This window comes from Mycobacterium sp. NGS45, from assembly GCF_059812645.1.
The window spans coordinates 22760-49291 of sequence record NZ_JCALDB010000027.1 but is presented as its reverse complement, the minus strand read 5'-3'; the positions used below and the strand labels follow the sequence as shown (position 1 = coordinate 49291).

The 26532-nt window shown below is 68.0% G+C and carries 24 protein-coding genes; 21 read left to right on the top strand and 3 right to left on the bottom strand.

Annotation, left to right across the window (positions count from 1 at the left end):
- Positions 1-733 (bottom strand): helix-turn-helix domain-containing protein (locus tag AC5Y3P_RS20215; RefSeq protein ID WP_500047721.1); only part of this gene is annotated, 733 nt, incomplete at its 3' end.
- A 139-nt stretch (positions 734-872) separates the two neighbouring features.
- Here AC5Y3P_RS20215 and AC5Y3P_RS20210 point away from each other — a divergent pair.
- The 6 genes from AC5Y3P_RS20210 to AC5Y3P_RS20185 all read left to right on the top strand — a co-directional run bounded on the left by AC5Y3P_RS20210 (position 873) and on the right by AC5Y3P_RS20185 (position 4863).
- On the top strand, positions 873-1289 hold the full coding sequence (locus AC5Y3P_RS20210; RefSeq protein WP_500047720.1) for a WhiB family transcriptional regulator: 417 nt from the start codon (positions 873-875) through the stop codon (positions 1287-1289).
- An 11-nt stretch (positions 1290-1300) separates the two neighbouring features.
- Complete coding sequence (locus AC5Y3P_RS20205; RefSeq protein ID WP_500047719.1) at positions 1301-2131, top strand: C40 family peptidase; 831 nt, start codon at positions 1301-1303, stop codon at positions 2129-2131.
- A 56-nt stretch (positions 2132-2187) separates the two neighbouring features.
- Complete coding sequence (locus tag AC5Y3P_RS20200) at positions 2188-2562, top strand: DUF4226 domain-containing protein (RefSeq protein WP_500047718.1); 375 nt, start codon at positions 2188-2190, stop codon at positions 2560-2562.
- Between the two features lie 85 nt (positions 2563-2647).
- A complete protein-coding gene (locus AC5Y3P_RS20195) occupies positions 2648-4246 on the top strand; it encodes a DUF4226 domain-containing protein (protein ID WP_500047717.1) in 1599 nt (532 codons plus the stop codon).
- Between the two features lie 9 nt (positions 4247-4255).
- Positions 4256-4573 (top strand): ESX-1 secretion-associated protein, encoded by a 318-nt coding sequence (locus tag AC5Y3P_RS20190; RefSeq protein ID WP_500047716.1) that lies wholly within the window; start codon positions 4256-4258, stop codon positions 4571-4573.
- Entirely contained in the window at positions 4570-4863 is a 294-nt protein-coding gene (locus AC5Y3P_RS20185) for a DUF2694 family protein (protein ID WP_500047715.1), read from the top strand. The genes AC5Y3P_RS20190 and AC5Y3P_RS20185 overlap by 4 nt, the downstream gene beginning before the upstream one ends.
- A 16-nt stretch (positions 4864-4879) precedes the next feature.
- Here AC5Y3P_RS20185 and AC5Y3P_RS20180 read toward each other — a convergent pair whose 3' ends face one another.
- On the bottom strand, positions 4880-5023 hold the full coding sequence (locus tag AC5Y3P_RS20180) for a hypothetical protein (protein WP_500047714.1): 144 nt from the start codon (positions 5021-5023) through the stop codon (positions 4880-4882).
- Between the two features lie 112 nt (positions 5024-5135).
- Between AC5Y3P_RS20180 and AC5Y3P_RS20175 the strand changes: the two genes are divergently transcribed.
- The 14 genes from AC5Y3P_RS20175 to eccA all read left to right on the top strand — a co-directional run bounded on the left by AC5Y3P_RS20175 (position 5136) and on the right by eccA (position 23965).
- On the top strand, positions 5136-6740 hold the full coding sequence (locus AC5Y3P_RS20175) for a DUF5631 domain-containing protein (protein WP_500047713.1): 1605 nt from the start codon (positions 5136-5138) through the stop codon (positions 6738-6740).
- 82 nt (positions 6741-6822) lie between these two features.
- A complete protein-coding gene (locus AC5Y3P_RS20170) occupies positions 6823-7140 on the top strand; it encodes a DUF2710 family protein (protein WP_500047712.1) in 318 nt (105 codons plus the stop codon).
- Positions 7141-7322: 182 nt separating this feature from the next.
- On the top strand, positions 7323-8813 hold the full coding sequence (gene eccB, locus AC5Y3P_RS20165) for a type VII secretion protein EccB (RefSeq protein WP_500047711.1): 1491 nt from the start codon (positions 7323-7325) through the stop codon (positions 8811-8813).
- Between the two features lie 3 nt (positions 8814-8816).
- Complete coding sequence (gene eccCa / locus AC5Y3P_RS20160) at positions 8817-12944, top strand: type VII secretion protein EccCa (RefSeq protein ID WP_500047710.1); 4128 nt, start codon at positions 8817-8819, stop codon at positions 12942-12944.
- 72 nt (positions 12945-13016) lie between these two features.
- On the top strand, positions 13017-13322 hold the full coding sequence (locus tag AC5Y3P_RS20155; protein WP_500047723.1) for a PE domain-containing protein: 306 nt from the start codon (positions 13017-13019) through the stop codon (positions 13320-13322).
- Between the two features lie 2 nt (positions 13323-13324).
- A complete protein-coding gene (locus AC5Y3P_RS20150; protein WP_500047709.1) occupies positions 13325-14524 on the top strand; it encodes a PPE domain-containing protein in 1200 nt (399 codons plus the stop codon).
- A gap of 217 nt (positions 14525-14741) precedes the next feature.
- The gene (locus AC5Y3P_RS20145; protein WP_500047708.1) at positions 14742-15107 is read left to right on the top strand and encodes a hypothetical protein; all 366 of its coding nucleotides are present in this window, start codon (positions 14742-14744) and stop codon (positions 15105-15107) included.
- Positions 15108-15146: 39 nt separating this feature from the next.
- Entirely contained in the window at positions 15147-15434 is a 288-nt protein-coding gene (locus AC5Y3P_RS20140; protein WP_500047707.1) for a hypothetical protein, read from the top strand.
- Between the two features lie 72 nt (positions 15435-15506).
- The gene (locus tag AC5Y3P_RS20135) at positions 15507-16340 is read left to right on the top strand and encodes an ESX secretion-associated protein EspG (protein WP_500047706.1); all 834 of its coding nucleotides are present in this window, start codon (positions 15507-15509) and stop codon (positions 16338-16340) included.
- 35 nt (positions 16341-16375) lie between these two features.
- A complete protein-coding gene (locus AC5Y3P_RS20130) occupies positions 16376-17404 on the top strand; it encodes a MinD/ParA family ATP-binding protein (protein WP_500047705.1) in 1029 nt (342 codons plus the stop codon).
- The gene (gene eccD / locus AC5Y3P_RS20125; protein WP_500047704.1) at positions 17404-18885 is read left to right on the top strand and encodes a type VII secretion integral membrane protein EccD; all 1482 of its coding nucleotides are present in this window, start codon (positions 17404-17406) and stop codon (positions 18883-18885) included. Before AC5Y3P_RS20130 ends, eccD begins: the two co-directional genes overlap by 1 nt.
- A complete protein-coding gene (mycP, locus tag AC5Y3P_RS20120; RefSeq protein WP_500047703.1) occupies positions 18882-20567 on the top strand; it encodes a type VII secretion-associated serine protease mycosin in 1686 nt (561 codons plus the stop codon). Before eccD ends, mycP begins: the two co-directional genes overlap by 4 nt.
- On the top strand, positions 20564-22099 hold the full coding sequence (eccE, locus tag AC5Y3P_RS20115; RefSeq protein WP_500047702.1) for a type VII secretion protein EccE: 1536 nt from the start codon (positions 20564-20566) through the stop codon (positions 22097-22099). The genes mycP and eccE overlap by 4 nt, the downstream gene beginning before the upstream one ends.
- Positions 22100-22108: 9 nt before the next feature.
- Positions 22109-23965: a type VII secretion AAA-ATPase EccA gene (eccA, locus tag AC5Y3P_RS20110; protein WP_500047701.1), complete on the top strand. Its 1857-nt coding sequence runs from the start codon at positions 22109-22111 to the stop codon at positions 23963-23965.
- A 428-nt stretch (positions 23966-24393) separates the two neighbouring features.
- On the opposite strand, the gene AC5Y3P_RS20105 is transcribed toward eccA, so the two are convergent.
- Positions 24394-25572, bottom strand: coding sequence for a MinD/ParA family ATP-binding protein (locus tag AC5Y3P_RS20105; RefSeq protein ID WP_500047700.1), 1179 nt, complete (start codon positions 25570-25572; stop codon positions 24394-24396).
- 421 nt (positions 25573-25993) lie between these two features.
- On the opposite strand from AC5Y3P_RS20105, the gene AC5Y3P_RS20100 reads away from it, so the two are divergent.
- Entirely contained in the window at positions 25994-26350 is a 357-nt protein-coding gene (locus tag AC5Y3P_RS20100) for a WhiB family transcriptional regulator (RefSeq protein ID WP_500047699.1), read from the top strand.
- The last annotated feature ends 182 nt before the right edge of the window (positions 26351-26532 follow it).

The following is a 26532-nucleotide window of genomic DNA, read 5'->3' as shown; positions in this document are numbered from 1 at the left end:
CGGCAGCCGCCACGAACGCGTGCACGCGACTCAACGCCGCCGGCGGCACCGGACCGCCATTGCGGATCTCCCACATCTGCTCTGCGGACAGTCCCAGCATCGCCGCGACGACGTGTTCGGGCAGCGCCGAGGACGCGCAGGCGTGGTCGAGGCGGGCGCCCAAACTGTCGGGCACCCGGGCCAACAGCGCGGCGCGGGTCTGCTCCAGACTGCGCAGGTGAGCGAGCAGTGGACCGCGCGGATCGGCCCCGGCGTTGATCGCCACCCGCCAGGAGTTGGCTGCCAGCAGCTCAGCTTTCAGGCACTGTGCGATCACGGAATAGACGACGTTTTCGTATACCGGACTATTCGGTTCCGGAAGCCGGGCGATCACTGCATTTAGTGCCTCGAGCTGCGCTTCGGCATAACCTTCGAACACCGAGGTATCGGTGCCGCGATCCACCACCACGTCCGCCGGATCCACACGCTCGGGGACAGGTTGCGGTTCGGCCAGCAGCTGCGCCAGCTCGGCCTCCGGCGCTGCGGAGACCACCAGCCGCGAGTAGGTGCCGGGCGGTAAGCCGAGGCCGTTTTCTACCTTTTGAACTGTGCTTTTGTGCGGCTTGCGGACACCACGCTCAAGGTAGCTCAGACCCATCACGCTGACCCCGGTGGCGGCGGCGAAGTCCGCCAGCGACCAGTCTCGGGCCTCTCGGAGCGCTCTGATCGCCGCGCCAGCCGCTTCTCGGCTCACGGCGGTGCTCCGGCCATGCCCCGAATCGTACCGGCCTGGGCCGTACACAACGAATATACGTTTTTATAGCTGTTTTCTTGTGCAGCGCCCAACCGAGCTATACGCTTCCATCACGTTTTTCTGGACGGGAGGACCACCGATGACCAACCATCCCTGCTCGGCCAACCCGGATCTGTGGTTTGGCTACTCCGACGACGACGGCGCCGACGGTGCGGCCAAGGCCCGGTCGTACGAGTCGGCGGCCATCCAAGCGCGCACCTTGTGCCTGCGCCGGTGCCCGCTGGCACAACAGCGTCGCTGCGCGGCCTACGCCGTCGAACACGGTGTGGAGTTCGGTGTGTGGGCCGGCGTGAAACTGCCCGGCAACCAGTACCGCAAGCGTCACGACCTCGAACGTGCGCTGGCCGACCTGCGCCGGATCGCCGACGGCGAGCTCACCCCGCGGCAGTTGCCGGACAACGCTGCACTGTTGGAGCGCCGCGAAGGTGAAGTACTGCCGGTGGTGGCCACGGTGTTCCACCTGTCCGGACCGGCCGGCGGGGCTTCGGCGGCCTGAGCCGCTGCGCCATGGTGGGAGAGTACGAACTGTTGGACCGGGCGCACGCGCTGTTCGCCGGTCCCGCCCAGCCCGCGGTGGTTCCCGCGGTAGGTCACGACGCCGTCGGCGCCGCACCGAACGCCGCAGCAGCCGGGGCATTCCAGCGGCGCTACGCCGAAGTCGCCGCCGGTAGCCGGGCCACCCTGTTGGCGGCGGCGCGCACCGATGCAGCACTGAGCCGGGTACTGCATGGTGCGGGGCGCGATCACACCGCAGCCCGGACCATGACCGCGCAGGTCCTGGCTGCTGCCCGGGCCGACGACGGTGCCGGGTCGGATTCGCCGGTGGCGCAGCGGGAAGCGCTGCGGCGCAGTATCGCTCGGCTGCGGGCGCAACACAGACATGTGCGCACCGCGCGCAGCCGGGCGGCCCGACGGCTGTTGCTGCTACGGTTGCTGCGCTACCGGGCCCGACGCCGGCGTGCGGCCCGCGCCCGGGGCCTGCGGCTCCCGCTACCGAACACCCGCGCCGGCATCGCGGTGCGGGCGGCGCTGTCGAAGCTGGGCCGGCCCTACGTCTGGGGCGCCAGTGGCCCGGACGCATTCGACTGTTCCGGACTGGTGCAGTGGGCGTATCAGCGTGCCGGAGTACAGCTGGACCGCACCACCTACGACCAGATCAACCAGGGCCTTGCAGTGCCTCGAAGTCAAGTGCAGCCAGGCGATTTGGTCTTTCCGAACCGCGGCCACGTCCAGCTTGCGATCGGCAACGGCCAGGTGGTGGAAGCGCCGTTTGCCGGAGCGTCGGTGCGGATCAGCGCGCTCGGTGACGCGATCGCCATCCGGCGGCCGTTGGCCTGAGGGCCGGCGCGCCAGGCGAATTGTTGCCGTCGGCTGGGACGGGTAAGTTGGCGCGCATGGCGGACGATGCCCGAGACTCCACATCCGCCCTGGATGCACGTCGGCAAGCGCTTTCCGCGCGGACCGGGGCCGCCAGCGATTCCGATCAGTCCCTGGCCGCCGCTTTGGTCGACGCCCACAGCGCCACGCTGGCGGCCTTGCGCCGCCTGGACCGGATCGAGGCCGAGGTCGAGGCGATCGTCGACGGTCAAGCAGAGCTGCCGCTCGACAGCCCGGCCGGCGCGCGGGAAGTGCAACGCTATCTCGTTGCCAAGCAACGCGAAATCGCCGACGTGGTCTCGGAAACCGCAGCCGACGCCGCCGCCAAAGCCGCGGCGGTCACCGAACTCTTGGGCCGGTACGCCGCCGAAAGCGATTCATCCACCGATTAGCCGACGGTGAATTGTCGGCGGCGGCGGCGCGTCGTAACGTCCGCGCCATGACCCACGGAGGCGACGCGCCGATCAGGTGTCGCCGATGACGCCGGAAGAGTTCCAGGACATCCTCGATCACCTGGAACGATGGACCGGGGACCCGGCGGCCTGGACCCGCGGACTGCACCCGAGCGAAGTGCTGATGGCACCCGGGATCAGCAACGATCCGCAACGGTTGGAAACACTGGCCGCCAAGATCCGGGCCGCCCATCCGGGACTGTTCGACACCCGGACCGGTGCACCGGTGGCCCCGAAGAAGGTGCCGCACAGCCCCCTGGACCCCAAGAACGAGCTTCCACCCGCCTCGCCGGAGAGCCAGCGCGGAGCTGCGGCCGAGGCCATCAAGAGTGCCGAAGCCGCGCTGGCGCACCAGAACTCGGCCTGCGCACATCTGGACTTGCTGGTGGTGACCGCGATTCTGACCGCGCACGCCACCACGGCGGCCGGCACCGACAAGCTGGCAGCCTTGCAACGAGAGATCGAGCAGGCGGTGCGCACGCGGACCGACCTGGATACCCCGGCGGGGGCCCGCGACTTCCAGCGCTTCTTGATCGGCAAGCTGCGGCAGATCGCCGAGGTGGTCGAAAGCGCCGCTCTGGACGACAATTCGGAGGCCGCGCTGGCCGGCGCCCGGGCCGCACTGTATGCCGCGAGCAAGGCAGCCCCGACCGCCGATCCGGGGTCGGAGGATCCGAATCCGCGGCCTCCGAAGTCCGATGGGGCGCAACCGAAACCGGAGCCTGCATCCGAGGCCGCCACCGACGTCGGATCCACCAACCCGGCCTCGGCGCCGAGCGGGTCGGCTCCGGTGCAGTCCGGCCAGCCGGCGTCCCTGCCCTACGACACCGGCCTGCTGCCCTACGACGCGCTCGGGGATCTGGGCGCCGACCCGTTGGCGGGCAGCGGCACTCCGCCGGCTGCTACCACGCCGGCCAGTGCCGTGATGCCGACGACACCCTCGATTCCTTTGTCGAGCAGTCCATCTGGCTCACAAGGGAGCCCGGCTACGTTACCCTCGCTGAGCAGTTCGGCACCGGGCACCGGGTCGGACTTGCTGAAACCGTCGTCCTACCCGAGCACCGACCCGTTGGCGGGTCTCGACCTGGACGAGCTGCTGGCCGAAGAGCAAGCGCTGACCGAACCAGACCTCGAGCTCACCGAGCCGTCCGTCGACCTCGATGAGCCCGAACCCGTTACCGCCGACCAGGGCGCCGAGCACCAGCACGACCCGGAGTCACCGTCGACCAGTGTGGAGTTGCCCGACGGGGAGACCGTGACCGCGCGCACCCCGCAACTGGCCGGTGCGGTGCGGCAGGTGCTGGCCGGAACACCGGTGGCGGAGGCCTTTCACCAGCAGGGCATCACGCTGCCCGCACCCGGCACCGCGGTTGAGCATCCGGTAGCCGCCGATCGGCTCGGCGCCGGCGACATCGGCATGTTCGTCGACCGTATCGCGGTCGCGCTGGGACCTCAGCGGGCCGTCCTCGACGGGCAGATCCAACCGGTCACCAGTGTGAGCGGGCCCAGTTTTCTAGGCTGGCAGCATCCACCGGAGCCAGTCGCGGTCGCGCCCACCGGGCCTGCCGCGCCCGCGGATGGACCCACGCAGACCAGACCCGCCGCATACGGCTACGCACGCTAGGAGGAAGCGATGGCAGACAACGTCCACGTGGACGCCGCGCAACTGCGGGAGGCAGCCCGCCAGCACAGCGCGGCGGCCGAACAACTCCGAACCGTGCCCCAGTGCCACGGCGCCATCCAGGACAGCCTCGACTCGTTGGGCCCGATCTTCGGGGAGCTGGCCGAAGCCGGGCGACAACTACTCGAGGAACGCCGGCTGTGCTATGAACAGCAGGCCGATGATCACGCAGCGATTGCCGATACCTTGCTGAAGTCAGCCAACTACTGGGAGGAACACGAGGCGAACAACGTGCAGCAGCTGCGCGCGGTCCTCGATGAAACACGATGAGTGAGCCCGATCCGGACTTCGACGCCGTGCACCCGAGCGGGCACGTCCTGTTCCGCAGTTCCCGCGGCGGGTATCTGCACAGCGTCACGCTGTCGGAGGAGGCGCTGAGTTCGGACGCCCAGACGCTAGCCGAAGGCATCGTCCGGACCGCCGAGGTGTCCTACCTCAAAGCGTTGATGCAAGTGCGCGCCGAGATCTTGGCCGCCGGGCATACTCCGACCGACGAGGTGCCGGACGAATCCGCATTGGCAGCGGCCACCGAGAGGTTGCTCGAGCACCGGCTGGACTGACGCGCCGGCCTCTCGGTCAGCGGACCCAGCGCTGAACCGTGCCAGCCGGGGGTGCGATGTCGGTGGGCGGCTCGACGGGGTTGTCGCCGAACAGTTCCCGCGCTCGCGCGAGGAGTGCGCGAACCTCGTCCAGCTGCTGTTGCAGCAACGAATCGGCCATGATGGGAACGGTACCCAGCTGCCGGATCCGACACAATTCAACTGGCGCGCCCCGGTGGATGGCAGGCAATTCGGTGAATGGACCCTTACGCTGACCCCGGTACGCTTGCGCCGTGGCGATCTTCGGTCGAAAGAGTGCCCGGCGCCGGATGCGCCGGGCGACGGAGCAGGCACTGTCCGTGCCGACATTCCGCACGCCCGCCGACTGCACGCCGTGGGTGCTGGGCGGATTGTGGCCACCGGAGCTGCGTGAGATCACGCCGGCCACTGCGACCACGGCGGAGTACCTGCAGCATGACCTGCAGCGCATTGCCCAGTCTGCCAACTTGAAGTTGCGCGCACTGTACGAAGCCGGACTGGCCGATTCGGTCCGCAAGATCGAAGAGGACCGGATAGTCAACGTCGCCCGCGCCTTCGCCGTGCTGCGGGTGGAATCGACTGTGCGCCAACTGCGGCGCGAGCCGCTGAGTTTCTCCCCGGAATACTTGAGTCTGGGTCCGGCCCCGCAGGTCGTCGAACCGGTCGAGCACACCGTGGTGATCGAGACCGCGGTGATCGACTCCGCCACCGACGTCGTCGAGGCAAGTACCGAGGTGGTGGACCCCGATACCGACGCAGCCGAGGTGGCCGAAGTGGCTGAGGCGGCCGGACCCGCGGGCCAGGCGGCCGAGGTGGCCGGACCCGACACCCCGCAGACCGACGAGGTCACCACGGCTGCGGTGGCTGCGGAGGCTGCCGGCGAGCCGCGCGAGCCGACCTCCGAGGATGTCGAACCAGCACCTCAGAACGGCGAATCCGATTACCAGGTAGTCGAACCCGAGCCGGCCTTGGCCGGCGTGGCGGTCACCGGCGCACCTGGTGCAGCGGCGTCCGCACCGGCAGTGCCGACGGCTGCCCCGGCACTGACGCCGGCCTCCCCGCACGCACCGCCGGTGCCCCGACCGACACCGGCTGCACCACTGGCACCACTGGCACCCCCGGCTTCCCGGGTCGCGCCGACTGCCCCGGTGACACCGACGCCGCCCAGGCCGCCACTGCCACCGCCGGCTGGAAGCCGGCCGGTGCCGCCGACCGCCGGAGAAACCCCCGAACAGCGATGCCGCCGGATCCTGGATTTCGTTGCCCGCCAGGAGCCGGGGCTGCGCTGGGCGGTCGGTCAACGCGCCGACGGCACCGTCCTGGTGGTCACCGACCTGGCGCACGGTTGGATCCCATCCGGTGTCCAACTCCCGGACGGCGTCGAAGTACTTGGGCCGCAACGACGCAATGGCAACATCACGGTGCTGTTGGGTCCGACCGAACCGACGATGAAGTACGTGCCCGGCGACGGGTTCGGTGGGCACTCGTCGACGCAGGCGACCCGGCCGTCAGCGGCGGCCCGGCGGCTGCCGGAGGTCGACGACCTCGGCTGGCAACTCAGCGAGGCGACCCAGTGGCGCGACGGTCTGTCGAGGATCGCGCACACCATCGCCAAAGCCGGCGCAGCGGGCACCGGAGTGGTTGAAGCCGAGCTCGAGGTGTTGCGGGTACATCTGGACACCGCCCGCTACCAGCTGCTGGCCCGTTACCCGGAACAGGACTCCGCACTGCTGCTCAACTGCCTGTTGTTGGCGGCCAGCGAGGCGATCGGCACTGGTGACCGGATCGGTGCCAACTATCACTTCAGCTGGTACCTGGAGCTCGCGACGCCGCCGGCCAGTAGCTGGGGCACCGGGTAGCCGCCGGACTTCCGATCCGACACGAAAATTTTTCGGCGGAATGAATTGACGCTGATCGATTTCGCTCTACATACTGTTCGGCGTGGCGGGGTCGGGCGGCGACGGCAAACTGACCGACAACGACCTGGTTGACACCGTTCTGCGGGAGCTGCGGGAAGCCGCCGACAGGTGGGAAGCCCTGGTAGCTGAGGCTGAAAGGGTCACTTACGCAGTGGATCTGGGCGATCTGCGCGCCGTGGCGAACGCCGACGGCAGACTCGTGGAACTCACGCTGCACCCCCGTGTCATGACCCGGTATACCCACTCCGAACTGACCGAGCGGCTCAACGTCGCATTCGGCGCACTGCGCCAGGAAGCACAGGCAGACAACCTCGCCAGGTACGGCGGCGAACTGCACTGATGCCGGCCATCCCATACCCGCGACGAACCCCGTGCAGCACCGGGCCGCCGTGCGGTTGTGGATGGCCGGAATTTCGTGTCATTGGGCTGCGCCGAGCGCGAATAGGGTTTATTCGTGGACGGTGCGCTCCGGCCTGAGGAAGCCGACACGGGCTGACCCGTCCGCCGAAAGGATCTCCTAGCGTGCCGCTGAACCTGTCCAACCGTGACCAGAACTCCGGTCACCTGTTCTACAACCGACGGTTGCGGGCGGCCATCACGCGGTTCTCGGTGCGGATGAAGCATGATGACCGCAAACAGCAGGCGGCATTGGCGCTCTCAGTGGTGTTCGTCCTGATCGGTGTGGGCTGGATGGCGTTGCTGCACTTGCTCAAACCGGCCGGACAGGTGGGTGACTCGGCCATCATCGGGGATCGGCAGAGCGGCGCGGTGTACGCCAAGATCGACGGCCGGCTCTACCCGGCACTCAACCTCACCTCGGCGCGCCTGGCCACCGGTTCGGCCAACGAACCCACCTGGGTGAAATCCACCGAGATCGCCAAGTATCCGACAGGGCCGATGATCGGCATTCCGGGTGCGCCCGATGCGATGACGGTCAGCCCCGGGACGTCGGCCTGGTCGGTGTGTGACACCGCCGCGCCACGCGGCACCGGCTTCGATCCGGTGGTGACCGCGATCGCGGGCCAGCTCACCAAAGTCGGCCGGGCTGCGCCGATGGACGACTCCCGGGCAGTGCTGGCCGTCCATGACGGCGCCACCTACGTCATCTGGGGCGGACAACGCTCCAAGATCGATCCCGCCGATCGGTCGCTGACCTTCAACCTGGGTCTGGACCCCGGCGTGACCTTCCCGATCGAGATCTCGAACGCGCTGTTCGATGCGCTGCCCGCCACCGAACCAATTGTGGTTCCGGCCATTCCGGAGGTCGGCGGACCATCGCAATGGCTGCCCGGCACACCGCTGGGCACGGTGCTGGAAAGCCGGAACGCCGCCGGTGACACTACGGGCTTCTATGTGCTGCTGCCCGGCGGCGTGCAGAAGATCACGGCCTTCGTCGCCGACCTGTTGCGGACCTCGATGCAGCAGACAGGTGAAGCGCCCAAGCTGATCGCGCCGGCCAAGCTGGTCGAGATTCCCGAGGTGCACCAGCTCAATGTCGACTTCTACCCGGACGGCAAGCTGAACTTCATCGATACCGAGGCCAACCCGGTCACCTGCGTTGGCTGGGAAAAGGGTGGCACCGACCGGCAGGCCACCGTGACGGTACTCAACGGGCGCGGGCTGCCGGTCCCGGAGAGTATGGACAGCCGGGTGGTGACGCTGGTGCGTGATGACCGGCACCCGGATTCGGTGCAGGCCAACCGGACCCTGATGCTGCCCGGCGCCGCCAACTTCGTGGCCACCACCAGCGGCGTGATCACCGCGGACACCCGAGAGAGCCTGTACTGGGTCTCACCACAGGGCGTGCGATACGGAATCGACTGGAGCACCGACACTTTGCAGGCTCTGGGTCTGGACCCGAACGCAGCCGCGCAGGCGCCCTGGCCGATCGTCCGGGTGTTCGCGGCCGGGCCGGCAATCAGCAAGGCCGCCGCCTTGGTGGCTCGTGACACGCTGCCCGACGGCGGAACCGTCGGACCGATACCGAACACCCAAACCGGGACAGGAGGTTAGCCCGTGTCGAAGAAAGGCTTCGTGCGGGGCGCTCGCACCGCCATCCCGACGGTGCCGCCGGCGCGCGTCGCGGTGGCCCCGCCGCTGGAGTTACCCGAGCGCGAACCCCGCAACATCCTGCTGATGATCGCGATCCCGGCGCTGCTGGTGGCCATCATCGGCACACTGGTGGTGATGTACACCTCCGGGGTGCGCTCGCTGCGCTCGGGCTTCTTCCCGATGATCGGGCTGGTGGCCTTCGGCGCGATGATGTTCAGTGGTCGGTTCGGCCGCTCCCGCAAGATCAGCTGGGGTGAGCAGGAGAAGCAGCGCCGGATCTATCTGCGTCAGCTCGATGAGGACCGCGACGAGATCCAAAGGGCCGCACAGGAACAACGACGAGCGCAGGCGTTCGTGCACTGCGATCCACAGACCCTGGACACCGTGATCGGTGGCCCGCGGATGTGGGAGCGCCGGCCCACCGACGTCGACTTCCTCGACGTGCGGCTCGGCATCGGCCTGCAACAGTCCAGCGAGTCCGCGGTTTCGCTGCAATGGCCGGAGGTGCCGATCGGCGAAGAACTGGAACCGGTGACCGGTCGCGCGCTGCGCGACTTCATCCTCGAGCAGAGCAAGATCCGCGGCATCGGCAAGGTGGTCAGCCTGCGGTCTCGCCCGGGGTTCAGCTTCATCGGCGACGACGCAGCTGAACTGCGCGGCCTGGTGCGCGCACTGTTGAGCTCGATCGCGGTGTATCACAGCCCCAACGACGTCAAACTGATGGTGGTCACCCGACATCCGGAAGCCTGGTCCTGGTTGGTGTGGTTGCCGCACAACCAACATGACGAGATGTTCGACGCGTGTGGGCTGCGCCGGTTGGTGTTCAGTTCACCGACCGAACTCGAAGGGGCACTGGACGCCGAACTGCACCGCAAGGGCCGCGGCCCGTGGGCGCCGCCGGCCAACAGCAGTCCGGTTTCCATGCCGTCGCCGATCGAAGCGGCCGGCTCCGGCCTGGGTCCGCATTGGGTGATCGTCGACGACAACGTGGGCACCCCCGAACAGTGGGAAGGCGTCACCGGACAGAAGGGGATGGCCGGGATCACGGTGCTGCGACTGGCGGATCGGCCCGGAGTCGGGGTCGGCTTCGGCAACGACGACGAACGCTTCGAGCTGCGCGAGGGCCGGCTGCGGCACCGCGGGGGCTTCTACGCGGTGGCCGACATGCTCGCCGAGAGCACCGCCGACCGGTACGCCCGTGCGTTGGCCCGGTGGTCCCCGATGACCGCAGGTGAGCTCTCGGAGATGGACAGCCAGGGTGGTGAGCTGTTGCGGGCGTTGGGGATCCACGATCCCCGCCAGCTGGACGTCGATCGGCTGTGGGCGGAGCGCCGCGGCCGTGGCGACCCCAAGTGGGGGATGGTTCCGGTGGGCGTCCGCACCGGCGGTGAGTTGCAGTACATCGTGTTGCGCGCCAAGGACTTCGGCGGCTTCGGCTTCCATTCGGTGGTGATCGGCACGTCCGGTTCGGGTAAGTCCGAATACTTCCTGTCGCTGTGCAACGGGATCGCGCTCACACACTCGCCGGAAACCTTCATCGTCATCTTCGTCGACATGAAGTTCGAATCCGCAGCCCAGGACCTGGAAGGGCTGCCGCACGTCGCCGCGTCGCTGTCCAATCTGGGCAAGGACGAACGGCACCTGGCCGAGCGCATGCGCAAGGCGGTCAACGGCGAGATCGCCCGCCGGTACCGACTGTTCAAGGACGCCGGCGCCCGCGACGCCAACGAATACGAGGAGATGCGGCTGGCCGGCCGCGACCTGGAACCGGTGCCGATCCTGCTGGTGATCATCGACGAATACCTCGAGTTGTTCCACCATCACCCGGACTGGATCGACCTGGTCATCCACATCGGTCAGGAAGGCCGCGGCTGCAACGTCTTCTTCACCCTGGGCGGTCAGCGCCTGGATCTGTCCTCGCTCAGCAAGGCCAAGAGCAACATCGCCTTCCGGGTTGCGCTGCGCGCTGAGACCGCCGAGGACTCCCGCGATGTCATCGGCAGCGATGCGGCATTGCATCTGCCGTCCAAGGAGAACGGCTACGCGCTGCTCAAAGTGGGCCCCCGGGACCTCGAACAGTTTCGTTGCTTCTACGTCTCGGCGCCGTTCGTGGTGCCGAAGAAGACCGCCGTCGCTGACAAGACCGTCGACCTGAGCTTCCGTCAGCCACTCGCACTGACCTGGGAGTATCAGCCGCTGTCCGACGAGGACAACGCCGCCTTGGCAGTCGCCGACGAGCCGGATGAACCCGACGAGTTCATCTACCACTCAGACGGTTTCAAGAAGATGAAGCTCTGCGAGGTGATCCGGGACTCGCTGATCGCGCACCCGGCCCGGGCGCCGCACCAGATCTGGCTGCCGCCGCTGGAACAGTCCGAGGGCGCCGACGATCTGGTGGCGCGGTGGCGAGGCAAGCCCTGGCACGTCGACTACGGACAGAACCCGGGGTTGGTGTTCCCGATCGGTGTCGAGGACATCCCCGAGGACCACCAGCAGGTGGTGCACGTGCTCGACGTCGAGATGGACAACGTGATGGTGGTCGCCACCGCACAACGCGGCAAGTCGACCACGCTGATGACCCTGATGACCTCCGCGGCACTGATGTACCGGCCGGAGCGGGTGGCCTTCTTCTGCATCGGCGCCACGCTGTATCCGGTCGAGGACCTGCCGCACGTGGCGGCCGTGGTGAGTGTCACCGACTCCGAAGGGGTGTCCCGGACACTGGCCACCATCGAGGGCCTGATCCGGGCGCGGGAGGCCGCCTTCAAGCGCTATCAGATCGACATCGGTGAATTCCGGGAACGCCGGTTCGGCAACTCGGGCGGCGGCGGCACCGATCCGGACGACAAGTTCGGCGACGTCTTCTTGGTGGTGGACAACTTCGGCGACCTCTACGAGAAGGACATGACCGCCGGGGACCGGGTGATCGCACTGGCTCGGCAGGGGCTGTCCTACGGCGTGCACGTGATGACCAGTTCCAACGGTTGGCTGATCGGCCAACGTCAGGCCCTGGTCAGTGTGTCCAACGCGCGAATCCAGTTGCGGCTGAGCAATCCCGACGAGACCCAGATGGGTACCGGCATCGAGCACCGCAAGGCGGCCCGCGGTGTGCTGGACCGACCGGGCTTCGGGGTCACCAAGGACAACCACGAGTTGCTGGTCGGGCGACCCGAGATCACCGGGCCGAACGCAGAGCTGATCGGAACTCGCCAGATCGGTCAGGTGATCGCCTCGGTCACCGGCGCCGGCCGGGTCGAGACGCTCGCCCGGCTGCCGCAGCGGGTCGCGCTAGCGGAACTGATAACGGCCTACTCGGCAACGCCGGAGGCGCGCGAGCCCTGGAACATCCCGTTTGCCTTGGGCGAGACCGGTTTGCAGCCGGTCGCGCTGACCACCCGCACGGTGCCCAACCTGCTGGTGGTGGGCCGCCAGGGTTGCGGCAAGACCTCCGCGCTGGCGACCATCGGGCAGGCGGTGATGAGCAGGCTGACCCCCGAGCAGGCCCAGATCATCATCGTCGACCCCAAGACCAGCCTGATCGGCAAGGTGCAGGGACCGCACGTGCGGGCCTACGCGTACACCCAGGACGACATCGACGCCATCATGGACGCGTTGGCCAGGAAGCTCAACGAGCGTCTGCCACCGGCCGGCCTGAGCCAGGAGGAACTGCTGGCCCGGCCGCGCTGGACCGGCCCGCGCTACTTCGTGCTGATCGATGACGAGCACGAATTGCGGCCCAATGGGGCAGTTTTGGGTAAGAGCGCGGCCTCGGCACCGCTGTGGCCACTGCTGGAACGCAGCCGTGAGGTGGGCCTGCACGTGATCGCCTCCCGGTTGCCCGGCAACTGGGCCGGCCAGGCGGTGATGAACCCGATGCTGCAGAAGATGACTGCGTCCCGGGCTTCCACGCTGTACATGGACAACGATCCGGCCGCGGTCAAGGTGTTCGGCCGGGTGTCGGCCCAACAACTACCGCCGGGCCGCGGTCAGCTGGTCACCACAGAGGGCGTCATCGAGGGCGTTCTGGTGGGTCAGCCGGTTGATCCACAGGACGAAAAATTGGTGTCGAATGACCCGACGGAACCCGCTTAAGATTCGAAAATGTCGTTGTGTGCGCAAGCACGATGAGCTACGGAGGGCAAGGTCGTGAATTTCCTGGATGTGATGCCGGATCTGGTCGCGCTGTCATCGGCGACCGAGGGTGCGCTGAGCGTGGAACAGATCGCGACCGCGGGCGGTATGTCCGCGGCCATGCTCGGGGTGCTGCCGATGGGGTTGGACCCGGACTCGGTGGCGTTCAGCGCCGCACTGATCGCCACCGGCACCGCCTACTTGGCGGGCGCCGCCGAACATTCGGCGCAGCGCGGTCTGCATGCCGTCGGACAGGGCCTGGCCTCCGGCGTCTACGTCACCAACGAGGGCTACAACCAGGCGGCGGCGGCGTTCCGCACCGCCACGACTGCCATCTGACGGTGGACATCTGGGCGACGCGGCCGCCCCAGGCCAACTACGACATCCTGGCGGCCGGGGCCGGTCCCGGACCGACCGCTGCCGCCGGGGTTGCGTTCGCCGCCCAGGCGGCCAACACCGAAACCATCGCCGGGGTGTCGACGGGTAACAACGTTGCGCTGAACGCCAGTTGGCAGGGCGCCGCGAGCACCGGGAACACCGCCACGTCAACGGCCTTGAACGCCGCGGCGCATCTGCTGACCGCCTGGCTGGCCGAGAAACCGCCGGTGGTCGCGACCGCGGTCAACGCGTTCATGACCGCGTTCTCGACCATGATCCCTACCCCGGTCTGCGACCTCAACCGGGAATGGTGGGGACTGTTCTGCGCCTGGAACCCGCCCTCGTTCGGCTTCTTCACCGGCGCCATCATCGCCTCCGACATGGAGTACTTCGGCCATTTCTGGCCGACCAACGCCGGTGCCGGCACCGCGTATTCGCTGACCCTGAACTCGCTGATGGCGACGTTGGCCATTCCGCCGCCGTTCGCGCCGATGGGCGGCTCGCCGGCGGCACCGGCGCAGGCAGCGGCGGCGGTCGCCGAGAATGCCGCGGTCACCACCGCGACCCAGGCGGTGACGGCACCGGCCGAGATGGCTCAGTCCGTCGGCGACGTGGGTGCGAGCGGGCCGGGCGGGGCGATGCAGGCAGCGCAGTCCTTCCTGCAGCCGGTGCAATCGCTGGTCGGAACTATGCCGCAGCTCGTGCAGGGATTCGCCGGTATACCAATGCAATTCGGACAGTCGATGATGTCGCCGCTGCAGAGCCTGATGGGCATGTTCAGCAACTTCGGCGGCGCCAACAACCCGGCGTTGTCGGAGGCCACCACGGCGCGCGCAACGGCGTTGGCGAATACCGGGCTCGGCCCGACCGCGGGCCCCGGCGGCGGCGTCCCGACCAGCGGTGTCGGCGCCCCGATGACGCCGGGGCTGACCAGTTACACCCGCCCGGTCAGCAGCTTCAACTCCGAGGGCAGCGGCAGACCCACCGGCCTGCAAGGTCCCGGCCTGCTGGACAACTCCGGTCGGACCACCACGACCGCAGGCGTCGGCGGCATGCCGATGGCGCCCGGAATGTTGGGTCGGCAGGCCGGCGAGAACGAAACCCGCGACGAAACCACCCGGGCACGCATCGTGCTGGCCGGCGATCGAACCGACGAACGATAGGCACCAAGGGCACGCCCACATACGACTCCCGGTCAACACGCAGCTGCGGCTCCGGCCGTGGCTGCCGGTGCTGTTCGTCCGCTGCGCCCGGGATCGCGACGGCGTGAAAGCCGGTGTCGGCCCGCAGAATTGGTGAAGTGACAGACCATCGGATGCACATAGACTCAGCGCAAGTCCCCGTCGCCTCGGGGAGCATGACGACTACTGAGGAGTATTGATGAGTGACGCCGGTGTTTTCGACGTACCGCCGGAAGATTTACTTTCCGTGGCCTCCGCATTTCAGGCCGGAATCGACAGCGCCACCGCACTGGTGGCGCAGTGGAAGTCGACCCATGAGAACACCTGCCAGCCCGGTAGCTGGCATGGTGACGCCGCGGTGGCCAACATGCAGACCACCATCCAGATCGACAGCGACCTGCGCCAGGTGATCGAAGACGGAAGTTTCCTGGCGAACGCGCTGAACAAGATCGCCGAAGCCTCCATCGCCCACGAAAGCGACATGTCGGCGATGGCCCGCGGCGTGCTGGGGGGCACCGGCGGCGCCGCGACCGGCGACACCGCAGCAAGCCCGATCGAGCTCTGACCACCGAACCGTTTACCACTTCGATCCCCAGGGGCAATCATGAACCAATTCACCTATTCCATCCCGACTTTGACCGATGCCGGTACGTTCACCGTGCAGAGTGCGGCGTCCATGGAGGACGTCCGCGGCGACATCCAAGCCAAGATCCACTCGCTGGTGGACGCCTTCCGGGGTGTCGGCGCCAATGAGTACATGATCCGTTCGGAACGGTTCCTGGCCGCCTTCCAGAACTTGGCCGAAACCGTGCAGGTGCAGGGTCACACGGTGAACAACATCGCCTCGACCACCCAGGGTGTCGACCAGACCATCAGGTCGTGGTTGGTCTAGTCGCCCGGACTGGGGGCGGCCGGGGTGCACGCAATGTGCGTGTGCCCCGGCGCAATGTTCAGGGAGTAGATGATGCTGACCACCACCATCGACGGCCTGTGGGTGCTGCAGGTACTCGCCGGCATCGAGGTGCTCGCGCCGGAACTCGGCCTGCGCCCGCACCTTCCACGCGCCGAGTCCAGGCAGCAGGCGTTGGATCACCCGGTGGCTGCGGAGTTGCGCGAACACGGTGTGATCGACGAGGACGGCAACGTCGACGAACCGGTGCTGGAGTGGTTGACCGTGGTGGCCCGGCGCGACGTCGGGCTGGTCGTCCAGGTCGGCGTCCCCGGTGTCGAGTACCCGCAGCGCGTCCTGTTGGCGAGGTTCGCGCAGTGGTGGGTGGGCTTGGAACGCTCGAATGAGTTGGTGCGCATCAGTTCGGTAGGTACCGCGACCGACGAGGGTGCCGCGAGTTTGATCATCAGCGAACAGATCAACCGACTCTGCGGTGCGGCGGCGCCCGCTCCGCTGCGGCCGGTCACGCTCGACACCGAGGCGATGGCGGCCGGGTTCGGTGGGCCGGACGAGATGCGCCGGCATCTGATCGCACAGGGTCTGGACGCCGACCAAATTCAGCTGCTCGCCCTGGCCGCGGATCCGGACCGGTCGGCGCAGGCCTCGGTGGTCGCGGTGCAGTGCGGAGTGGACAACGGCTCGGTGCTGCGCACCCAGATCGGGCCCAGCGTCGTCACCGTCATCGACACCCCCGAGGGCCGGGTGCTCGCCGAGCATCTGGAGCGAGACGGCCGGCGGTGGACCGTCCTGAGCCCGGGCGGCCCGAGCAACGTGGCCAGGGCGATCACCGCGATGGTGCGTTGTCTACCGGCAGAAGAGGATTGGCATTCCTACCGCAAGATTGTGTAGAAGAGGCCGGAATTCACCATGTTAGGTTCGAAATCGTGACGCATTCGTGGAATGTCCCGGTGAGTTCGCCGGATCGTGGCCAGACCACACGTCGGGAGAATTACCCGCCCCCACACCGTGACCAAGAATCGGTATCCGGCACGTTGCGGATATCCGACATGGTCGCGCCACGGAAAATTCCGCCGGGCTCGGGATGGCGTAAGTTCTGCTATGCCACCAGTTTCCATCTGGTCAACCTCGGCGAGTCCCGGGCCGAACGGCACTACCGCGAGTTGCGCGAGCGGATCCGACGGCACATCCGCAAGCAGTACGTCATCGCGGTGGTCTCCGGCAAGGGCGGGGTCGGCAAGACCACGATGACGGCCAGCCTTGGCGCGGTGTTCCGGGAGTGCCGTCCGGAGAACGTGGTGGCCATCGACGCGGCCCCGGGGTTCGGCACCCTGGCCGGGCGAATCGACGAGAACCCGCCCGGCGACTACGGTGCGGTGCTCAACGACACCGACGTGCAAGGCTATGCGGACATCCGAGAACACCTGGGGCAGAACGCCCTTGGATTGGATGTGTTAGCCGGTAACCGGGCCTCGGATCAACCGCGTCCGCTGGTTCCGTCGATGTTCACCGGGGTGCTGTCGCGACTGCGACGCACCCACAACGTGATCTTGGTGGACACCGCCGACGATCTGGAACACCCCGTGATGAAGGCGGTGTTCGAGGCCGCCGACGCGCTGGTCTTCGTCTCGGGGATGACGGCGGACACCTCGTTGCCGGTCACCCGCGGGATCGATCTGCTGCGTGCGCTCGGCTACCACGAACTGGTGTCCCGGAGCACGGTCATCCTCAATGACAGTCGGAACAATTATGACGACAACGCACGCGCTTATCTGACCGAGCGATTCTCGCAATCCGGCGCGACAGTCGAATTCATGCCCTACGACCCGCATTTGGCCAAGGGCGGCATCATCGACGTCCAGAACGAATTGCAGAAGAAGACTCGCCTCCGGCTTTTCGAGATCGCTGCCGCGCTCGCCGACAAGTACACCCCGGATGCCGACAGGCCGCGTTGATGGCGAAGGTTTCCTTTCCGGCGCGCTGCGCCGTAGCGGTGGTTTGCGGTGAGCATCTGATCTCCCAGGTGTATCCCGCGTCAGTACCGGTGGAAGTCTTCATCGATGACGTGGTGGAACTGCTCGGCGACGAGCTGAAACGGCGCGGACTCCCCGGCCTGGAGCCTGGTTTGGCCTATGAGTTGCAGCGGGCCAACGGAACTCGGCTCGACGTCACCAAGACGCTCGACGAGCTTGCGGTGGAAGACGGCACCACGCTGGTGCTGGTTCCGGCCGTTGCGGGCGAGTCCTTTCAGCCGCAGTACGAATCGCTGTCGACCGGCCTGGCCCGGGTGGGCAAGAAGCTGTTCGAGCCGGTCTCCGCAGCCACCGCAGCACATACCGCCACCGCGATCGTCGCGATGGCGGCGACGGTGACAGCGCTTGCGGCCGTGCGCAACCGGCTGGCCGTCGACTCGTTGCTGGCCACCGTGGCCGCGGGTGTCTTCGGCCTGCTGCTCGCCGGGGGCGCGGCCGCGATCCGGCAGTGGTGGCCGGAGCGCTTCGACCTGTTGGCCGGATTCGGTTGGCCTGCCGTTCCGCTGCTGACCATCGCCGCTGCCGCCGCGGCGTCGGGCGGGCTGGGAGCCCCGCATCTGTTCATCGGCGCCCTGACCGCAGTGTTGAGCGTTGCCGCGCTGCTCACCGCAACCAGACGGCACATCCCGGTGGCCACCGTGATCGTGACGCTGGGTGTGTTCGGCGCCGTGCTGGCCCTGGCCCGGATGTGGCGACCGGTACCCGTGCAGTTGCTGGGCATGTGCACGTTGGTCGGGCTGCTCTTCTTGTTGACCTTCGCCCCCACGATCACCCTGTGGGCGGCCCGGATCCGGCCGCCGCACTTCGGTTCGATCACCGGCCGCGATCTGTTCCGGCGTGACGACGGCATGCCCGTCGACGCTGTGGTACCGGTCGAGGACGAGCTCGAAGAAGAGCCGCAGTCCGACATCACGCCCAGCGGTGCGGACATCGCCGGGGCGGCCCGACGCGCCAATCAAGTGCTCACCGGCCTGTGCATGGCCGCGGCCGCGATGCTGCCGGTGGCCGGCTGGGCCACCCTGATGCCGGGTCAGCCCAGAGCCACCCACGCTGCGATCGTGGCCGGCTTGTTCGCCCTGATCTTCGTGTGCCGTGCGCGCAACTTTGCCGACAAACACCAAAGTGTCGCGCTGGTGTGCGGTGCGGCCGCGGCGGTGTGCGCAGGTGTGGCCAAGTACGTGCTGGCCGCGCCTGCGGATTCCGGCGCCGCGTTGCTCTGGGGCACGCTGGCGGTCGGTCTGTTCGCCGGCTTGGCTCTGCTGGCCGGCTTGCTGGTGCCGGTCACCCGGTTCACGCCGCTGGTGCGGGTGTTGGCCGAATGGATCGAACTGCTGGCCATCGTGGCTGCGCTACCACTGGTCGCCTGGATCAGCGGACTGTTCACCTGGGTGCGGATGCGATGAACAAGGCGCAGTGCGGACAGCGGGCCGGGGCGTTCCTGGCCACCTTCGCCCTACTCGGTATCAACGCCAACATCCCACTGGCGCAGGCGATCACACCACCGGTGGTGGATCCGGCCATGGTGCCGGCGGACGGTCAGCCGGGACCGGAGAAACCCATGCGGCAAAGTGCGATGTGCTCGCAGCCGATCACCGTCGATGACCCCAACGTGTCGGCGCCGGCGCCGGGATTCACGATGCTCAACATCAGCAAGGCCTGGAAGTACTCCACCGGCCACGGTGTGCCGGTGGCGGTGATCGACACCGGGGTCAACCCCAACCCGCGGCTTCCGGTGGCACCCGGCGGTGACTACATCATGGGTGGCGACGGACTGCTGGATTGCGACGCGCACGGCACCATCATCGCGTCGCTGATCGGAGCGGCACCGCAAGGCTCCCCAATGCCGACGCCGATGCCGGCGCGCGCAGCGTTCCCGCCGCCGCGGGCTCCCGAGCGGGTCACCACCGCGCCGTTGCCGCCGACCGGACAACCGGCTCCGCCCACACCGAAGCCGCCGCCGGCCCCGGTCACCGTCACCAAGACCGAACCCGCACCCCCGCCGGAGCCACCGGCCGAGCCGGCGCCGCCGCCCGCGCCGGAAGCTCCAGCGGATGCACCAGTTGCGCCGGCCAACGCCCCGGGCGATCCCACCGGCACCGACTCGCCGGCGGTTCCGCCGCCGGCTGCTGGTGAGCCGGACGGCGTGGTGGGCGTTGCGCCGCACGCCGTGCTGATCTCGATCCGGCAGTCGTCACAGGCCTACGAATTTGTCGAGCCGCAACCGGGCGACAACGAAGCGCGCCGCAAGGCCGGCACCGTCGCCTCGCTGGCACAGGCCGTCGTGCACGCCGCGAATTTGGGCGCCAAGGTGATCAACATCAGTGTGACGGCATGTATCTCGGCTGCCGACACACTGGACCAGCGGTCGCTGGGCGCCGCGGTGTGGTATGCCGCGACGGTGCAGGATGCCGTGGTGGTCGCGGCCGCCGGCAATGAAGGCGGACAGGACAATTGCGCGCAGAACCCGCTCTTCGATCCGCTGAACACCGACGATCCGCGGGACTGGAAGCAAGTCAAGACCATTTCCTCGCCGTCGTGGTTCTCCGACTACGTGTTGTCGGTCGGCGCCGTCGACAATGCCGGCGCGCCGCTGTCGCAGAGCCTGGCGGGTCCCTGGGTGGCGGCAGCCGCACCCGGCATCGGCATCATGGGACTGTCGCCGCAGGGCGGCGGACCGGTCAATGCCTACCCACCGGCACGTGCCGGTGATGCGAACACCCCGTTCTGGGGCACCAGTTTCTCCGCGGCCTATGTCAGCGGGGTGGCGGCCCTGGTGCGGGCCAAGTTCCCGGACCTGACGGCGCATCAAGTGATCACCCGCATCCTGCAGACCGCGCACAATCCGCCGCGCGGCGTGGACAACCAGGTGGGCTACGGCGTGGTGGATCCGGTGGCCGCCTTGACATTCGACGTGCCGCCGGGCGAGCGGTTGGCGCCCGGATCGCAAAGCCGGATCGTCGTCGCCCCGCCGCCGCCCGCGCCGCCGGATCATCGGGCGCGAAACATTGCACTGGCGTTCGCCGGATTGGTCGCCGCCGTAGCCGCGATCGCGGCGCTGGTGGCCCGAGCCAGGCGGGCCCGATGAGCGGGCAACTGAGACTGGTCTTGACCCTGGTGGTGCTGCTGGCGGGCCTGGCCGGTTGGGCGCTGGCTGCACTACCGGGTGCCGCGGCCGGTCTGTTGTTGGCCATGCTGCTGCTCCTGGTGCGGTGGCGCGGACAACACCTGTGGTCCTGGTTCGATCTGGTACGCCGGCGCAACCACGCGATCGAATGGAGCGATCCGGTGACGGTGGCCAACGACCGCTCCGGCGGCGGGGTCCGATACCAGGACGGGATCGCCGTCGTCGCCGTTCAAGTCCTCGGAAAAGCCCATACGCCAACCTTCTTCACCGGCTCGACGTCGACCTACACCGAGAACACCCTGAACATCTCCGAGCTCGGCGGGTTGCTGCATCAAAGCCTGGGTTTGACCATCGACTCGATCAGCGTGGTCACTGCCGGTAGCCGGCGCCGCGCCTCCGGTGACTACCCACGGGTGTATGACACCTTGATCGGAACACCGCCGTACGCCGGCAGCCGAGAAACCTGGCTGATCATTCGGATTCCGGCCCTGCCGAATGCCGAGGCCCTGCAGTGGCGCCTGACGCTGGGCACCGCCGCGCTGGCTGCAGCGCAACGCGTCAGTGCGGCGTTGAGCCAGCACGGAATCCGGGCTCGGGTCGCAACTGCGACTGATATTGCCGAAATCGACCGCCGCATCGGTCGGGGTGCGCTGGCAGCCGGTCGGCAGAAGTGGCGTTCGGTGCGCAGTGACGCAGGCTGGCTCACCAGCTACCACTACCGCCCGCGCGATGTGAACGCCGACGTGTTCGCACAGGCCTGGTCGCTGCGGGTGGACGCCGTGCTGCAGAACGTCACGCTGTTCGCCGACGGCACGGCCACCACGACGTTGACCGTCCGCACTGCCCACCCGCCGCCCGCGCCGCCCAGCGTGCTGGTCCGGACCCTGTGCGGGCAACAGGCGGCAGCCGTCGTGGCGTCGCTGTGTGGACCGCTGCCGGAGTTGCGCGGAGTCGGACGCGGACCGGTCCCGGACGCCGAGCTCCCCGTCGGGCCGTCCGGCGTGCTGCTCGGCAAGGTGGGCGCGGGCGATCGAATGATGTTGCCGCTCAACGATCCGGCTGACTTCACCCGGGTGCACATCGCGGCCGAGGACGCGATTGCCAAGCGGCTGATCATCCGCGTCGCCGGCGCAGGCGAGCGGGTCACGGTACACACCCGTGATCCGCACCGGTGGGCGACGGTCCGGATGCAGGACGTGGCCGTCACGGATGGCACCAGGCCGGCGGCCGGGACGACGGTGAGCGTGGTCGACGGGACACTGGCCCCGTCGCCGCGACCCAACGTGTTGATCTCGGTGGGTGCCCCGGGCGAGCCGCATCGGGGCAGCGCCGATGTGGTGATCACCCAGGTCGGGCCGGCTGTGGTGGAGATCAGTTGCGGCGGTGCGGTCTACCCCGTCGAAGTGGAGCTGTTCCGAGCCGAGAACCGTTATGTGTCGGCGGAACCGACCGCACTTCGAACCGAATTGGAGTACGCCGATGACAGGCGGTGATGACGCCCGATGACGACGACCAGCAGCAGTGCCATCGCCGCGGCCAGACGCCAGTTCGATCGAGCCATGGAGCTGCTGGCAGCCGAGCCGGAGGCGGCGCTGGCCCGATTCGCAGAAGCCACCGAGATCGATCCGACCATGGCGGACGCCTGGCTGGGCCGGATTGCTGCCGGCGATATGGCGCTGGGCACGCTGCAAGAGGTGTACGCCTTCGGTGCCCGCCTGCACCGGGAGAGCAACCGCATCGGCGCCACGCTCACCGCACACGTCAAAGCAGGTCCGTACTTGGCGATTTCGGTCTCCGAGGCTTCGCACGCCGGCCTGGCTCTGGCGTCGGCGCTGATCGATGACGGACAGTACGAGAAGGCCGATGCGTTGCTGTCGGACCCGGCCCTGCTGGACACCTGGGAGAACCACCAATGGCAGCAGTACATCCGCAGCTACTTGATGCTGGTCACCCAGCGTTGGCCCGACGTGATCGCCGAGGCTGCTCGGGTGCTGCCGCCGCAGGCCCTCATCATGTCCGCGGTCACCGCGGCGATCAACGCCTTGGCCGCCCACGCTGCCGCGCACCTCGGCCAAGGGCTGGTGGCACTGGACTGGGCTGATCGGGTGCAGCTGCGTAACGGACGGGACTCGTTGGCCGGTCAGCGCAGCGATCTCACCGACTCGATGACCGCGATCATCGATCCGAACGAGTTCCCGTTGATCAACGCGGATCTGGCCTACGTCCGCGGTATGGTGCACCGCCAACTCGGTGACCAGGAGAAGGCGCAGGTCTGGCTGTCCCGGGCCACGGTCAACGGCGCTTTGATCGCTCCGGCTCGCGAGGCGTTGGCCGACCCGGCGCTGCAACTGGCGGTCACCGACGTCGAGACGATTGAGAGCCGGACCAACCGGTGGGACGTCAGTACCCAGCGCAGCTCCGAAGAACGTGCGCTCGAGGAGAATGAAGAGCGGCGCGCGGAGCTGCTCGAGGATGGCCGCGCCTTGCTGGACAACCAGGTGGGACTCAGCGAGGTCAAGCGTGCGGTGGCCGAGCTCGAGGACCAGATCGAAGTCAGGGCATTGCGTTTGGCGCACGGACTGCCGGTGACCAATCAGACCAACCACATGCTGCTGGTCGGACCGCCGGGAACCGGCAAGACCACCACCGCGGAGGCGCTGGGCAAGATCTACGCCGGGCTGGGTATCGTGCGCCACCCGGAGATCATCGAGGTCAAGCGCGCCGACTTCTGCGGTGAGCACATCGGCTCGTCGGGGCCCAAGACCAACGAGCTGATCGATCGCTCGCTGGGCCGGATCTTGTTCATGGACGAGTTCTACAGTTTGGTGGAGCGACACCAGGACGGTCGGCCCGACATGATTGGGATGGAGGCGGTCAACCAGCTGCTGGTCGCCCTCGAGGTGCACCGGTTCGACTTCTGCTTCATCGGCGCGGGCTATGAACGCGAGGTCGACGAATTCCTCACGGTGAACCCGGGTTTGGCCGGCCGGTTCAACCGCAAGTTGCGGTTCGAGTCCTATTCCGCCGAAGAGCTGGTGGAGATCGCGGTGCGCTACGGCGCGCCGCGGGCCACGGTGATCGAGCCGGACGCCCGCGCGGCGCTGAATGCAGCATGCCGCCGGTTGCGGGCCCACGTGGGGCCGGACGGAACCCACGGGGTGGACGTCATGCAGAACGGCCGCTTCGCCCGCAATGTCGTCGAACGTGCTGAGCGGCTGCGGGATTCACGGGTGGCTGCACAGCACCGGATGGACCGGGGATCGGTGAGTGTGTCGGACCTGGAAACGATCCGTACCCAAGACGTCGTCGCCGCGGTGAAAGACGCCTGCGCCGAGAAACACGTCCCGATCACGCTCTGACCGCTTGCGCTGAGCGCGGGCTGGACTCGGCCCGGCCCCGCGCAGGGCACCCGCGTCGAACATGAACTTTGGCGACAGGCGGTACGTGTTTGTGCCGAGGATTTTCGTCGAATGTTGACCAGGATCCTCGGCGTAACGAGTTGTGCGGGGTTGTGGAGCTACCGTTTGGGCGTTGGGTGATCTGCGGTGCGTGTTTGTGCCGAGGATTTTTGCTGAATGTTGACCAGGATCCTCGGCGTAACGAGCTGCGCGGGAGGCTGAGGCCAACGAACCTGGCCCCGTGCGAGATACCCGGCACCGAACGCCACCTCGGTGACGTGAAACCCGGCGAGCGGCTGCGAACACTGCGGCCAACGCGGCAGGGGACTGCAGGATGTCACGGCTGATCCGCACGAGCTCGATTTGGCGCGTGCCGATGACAGGGTGATTCAGGACAGTGGCTGACCGGTGGCCGGCGAGTGTGCGAAGTGCTGCGCGACGGTGGCGGCCACCTCCAGGAAGCCCAGTCGGGTCTTGGGCGCCATCTCGCCGCGCACGTCGATCACGCCGCCGGGACGCAAATGCGGGTCGAACGGGATCTCGACCACCGTCTGGCCGCGGCTGGTGAACTGCTGGGCCAGCGCCGACCGGGTCTTGCGGTCGGAATGGCCGTCGGAGTCGTTGAGTACCACCACCGCCCGACGCAGCAGATCGGTCATCCCGTGGTTGGCCAACCACTCCATGGTCTGGGCGGCCGCGGCGGCACCGTCGGCCCACGGCGAGGACACCACGATCAGCGCGTCCAGATCCCGCAGCGCCTCCTGGGTGACTGGGGCGTCCATGGTGGATCCGCAATCGACGATGGTGATGGTGAAATGCCGGTCCAGTCGCCGGATGGCTTCCCGGTAGATCGCTGGATCCAGAACCCGCTTCCGCGTTGAGGCCGACTCCCCGGCCAATACGTACAGCCCGGCCGCGTTGTGCCCGACCCTGGCCTGCACGTCGGCGAAGGTTTGCAGATTGCGGTCAGCGGCCAACTCCCAATAGGAGCCCTGGTTGCGCGGGTCGATGCGGCTGCCCAGCCGCCCGAACGCGGTGTCGGCGTCGATGGCAACCACCTTGTCGCCGGGGCGCAGTTCGGCGAAGACAGACCCGACGCTGGCCGCCACCGAGGTCTTGCCGACCCCGCCCTTGCCGAGCACGCCCACCTTGTAGTAGCCCCGCAAGGGTTCCCGCACCGCCTGTTCGAAGCCCAATTGCCGCCGCTGCAGCGCGGACGGCCCCAGGTTGACCAGGCCAAACGTGACGGTATGCAGTAGGCGGCGCCAACCGCTGGGCGGTGCTGGCGGACGCGGCGCGGGTGGATCGGTTGTGAGGTCGGGCCATGGGGGCGGGGCCGCCGCGGGGGTACCGAAGGGCGCGCCGGGCTGTGGTGGGACACCGGGCGTCGCGCCGGGGGTACCAAAGGCCGCGCCGGGCTGTGGTGGGACACCGGGCGTCGCGCCGGGCGGCGGTGGGACAGTCGACGCCGGAGCGGGCGGAGGCGCGGGCGCCGGCCAGCCAGCGGGTTCCGCGGGCGGCGGAGGCGGATTCTGGCGGTCGCGCAAGAACTCTTCGCGCTCGGTCACGGACCTCGAGCCTCCTCAGGGTGAATTGCCGCAGCCACCGCAGCGCGGTTCGCTATGCATCGTGCCGGTCGAACTCCCACCAGTATCGGACATCGCCGCGGGCCGGCGGCGCCGGGTCCAACTGCCTGAGGGGTACCACCGCGCGGCCGCTGTCCTGCGAAACCGTGGCACGAAACCGTGCTGGACGCGCCGCTACCGAAACCCGATTCGGCAGCAGTGCAACGGCAGCGGGGCTCGCAGTGGCGACACGGCCCAGCCGACAAAAAAGCAGCTCAGCGTGCGAAGCGCCGGTCCTGCGGCGCTGCAGCAACGCTACGAAATCAGAGCACCAGAGCGGGAAAAGAATCCGAAGTGTTGCGGTGCTACGTGGAGCAGTGCTACGGTTTGAAACATCGAGCACGCCTTCCGAAGGGAAACTTCCATGACAAGCGCACTGAAGCCCGGCACCCCGGCCTACGGGGGCGCAACACCGTTCGAGGTCGTTGGCGCCTGCATCAAAGACCCGGAGCGCTGGATGACCGCGCCCGACGACGACGCCAAGGCGATCTGCCGGGGCTGCCCACGGCGCTGGCTGTGCGCACGCGACGCCGTCGAGACCCCGGGCGCCGAGGGCCTGTGGGCCGGCATCGTCGTTCCGGAGGGCGGTCGCGGGCGGACCTTCGCCCTGCGCCAGCTGCGCTCCTTGGCGGAGCGCGGCGGATACCCGATCCGCAAACCCACCCGACGTCGGGTGGTGCAGGCCGACGACGACGGCAGCGCCGAAGCCGACGCGTTCTGATCCTCCACCGCGGCAACCCGGAGCTGGGGCTGCGAACTTCCCGTAACCCAACCAAAGCCGGTAAACCACAACAAGTTCCACTGATCCACCAGCTGTTGCGGCCGGTGGCGTAGCTGTTGAGCACCGGGCACCGAGGGGTAGCTACGCCACCGGCCGCCATTTCGCCCAGTTCTAAGAAACCG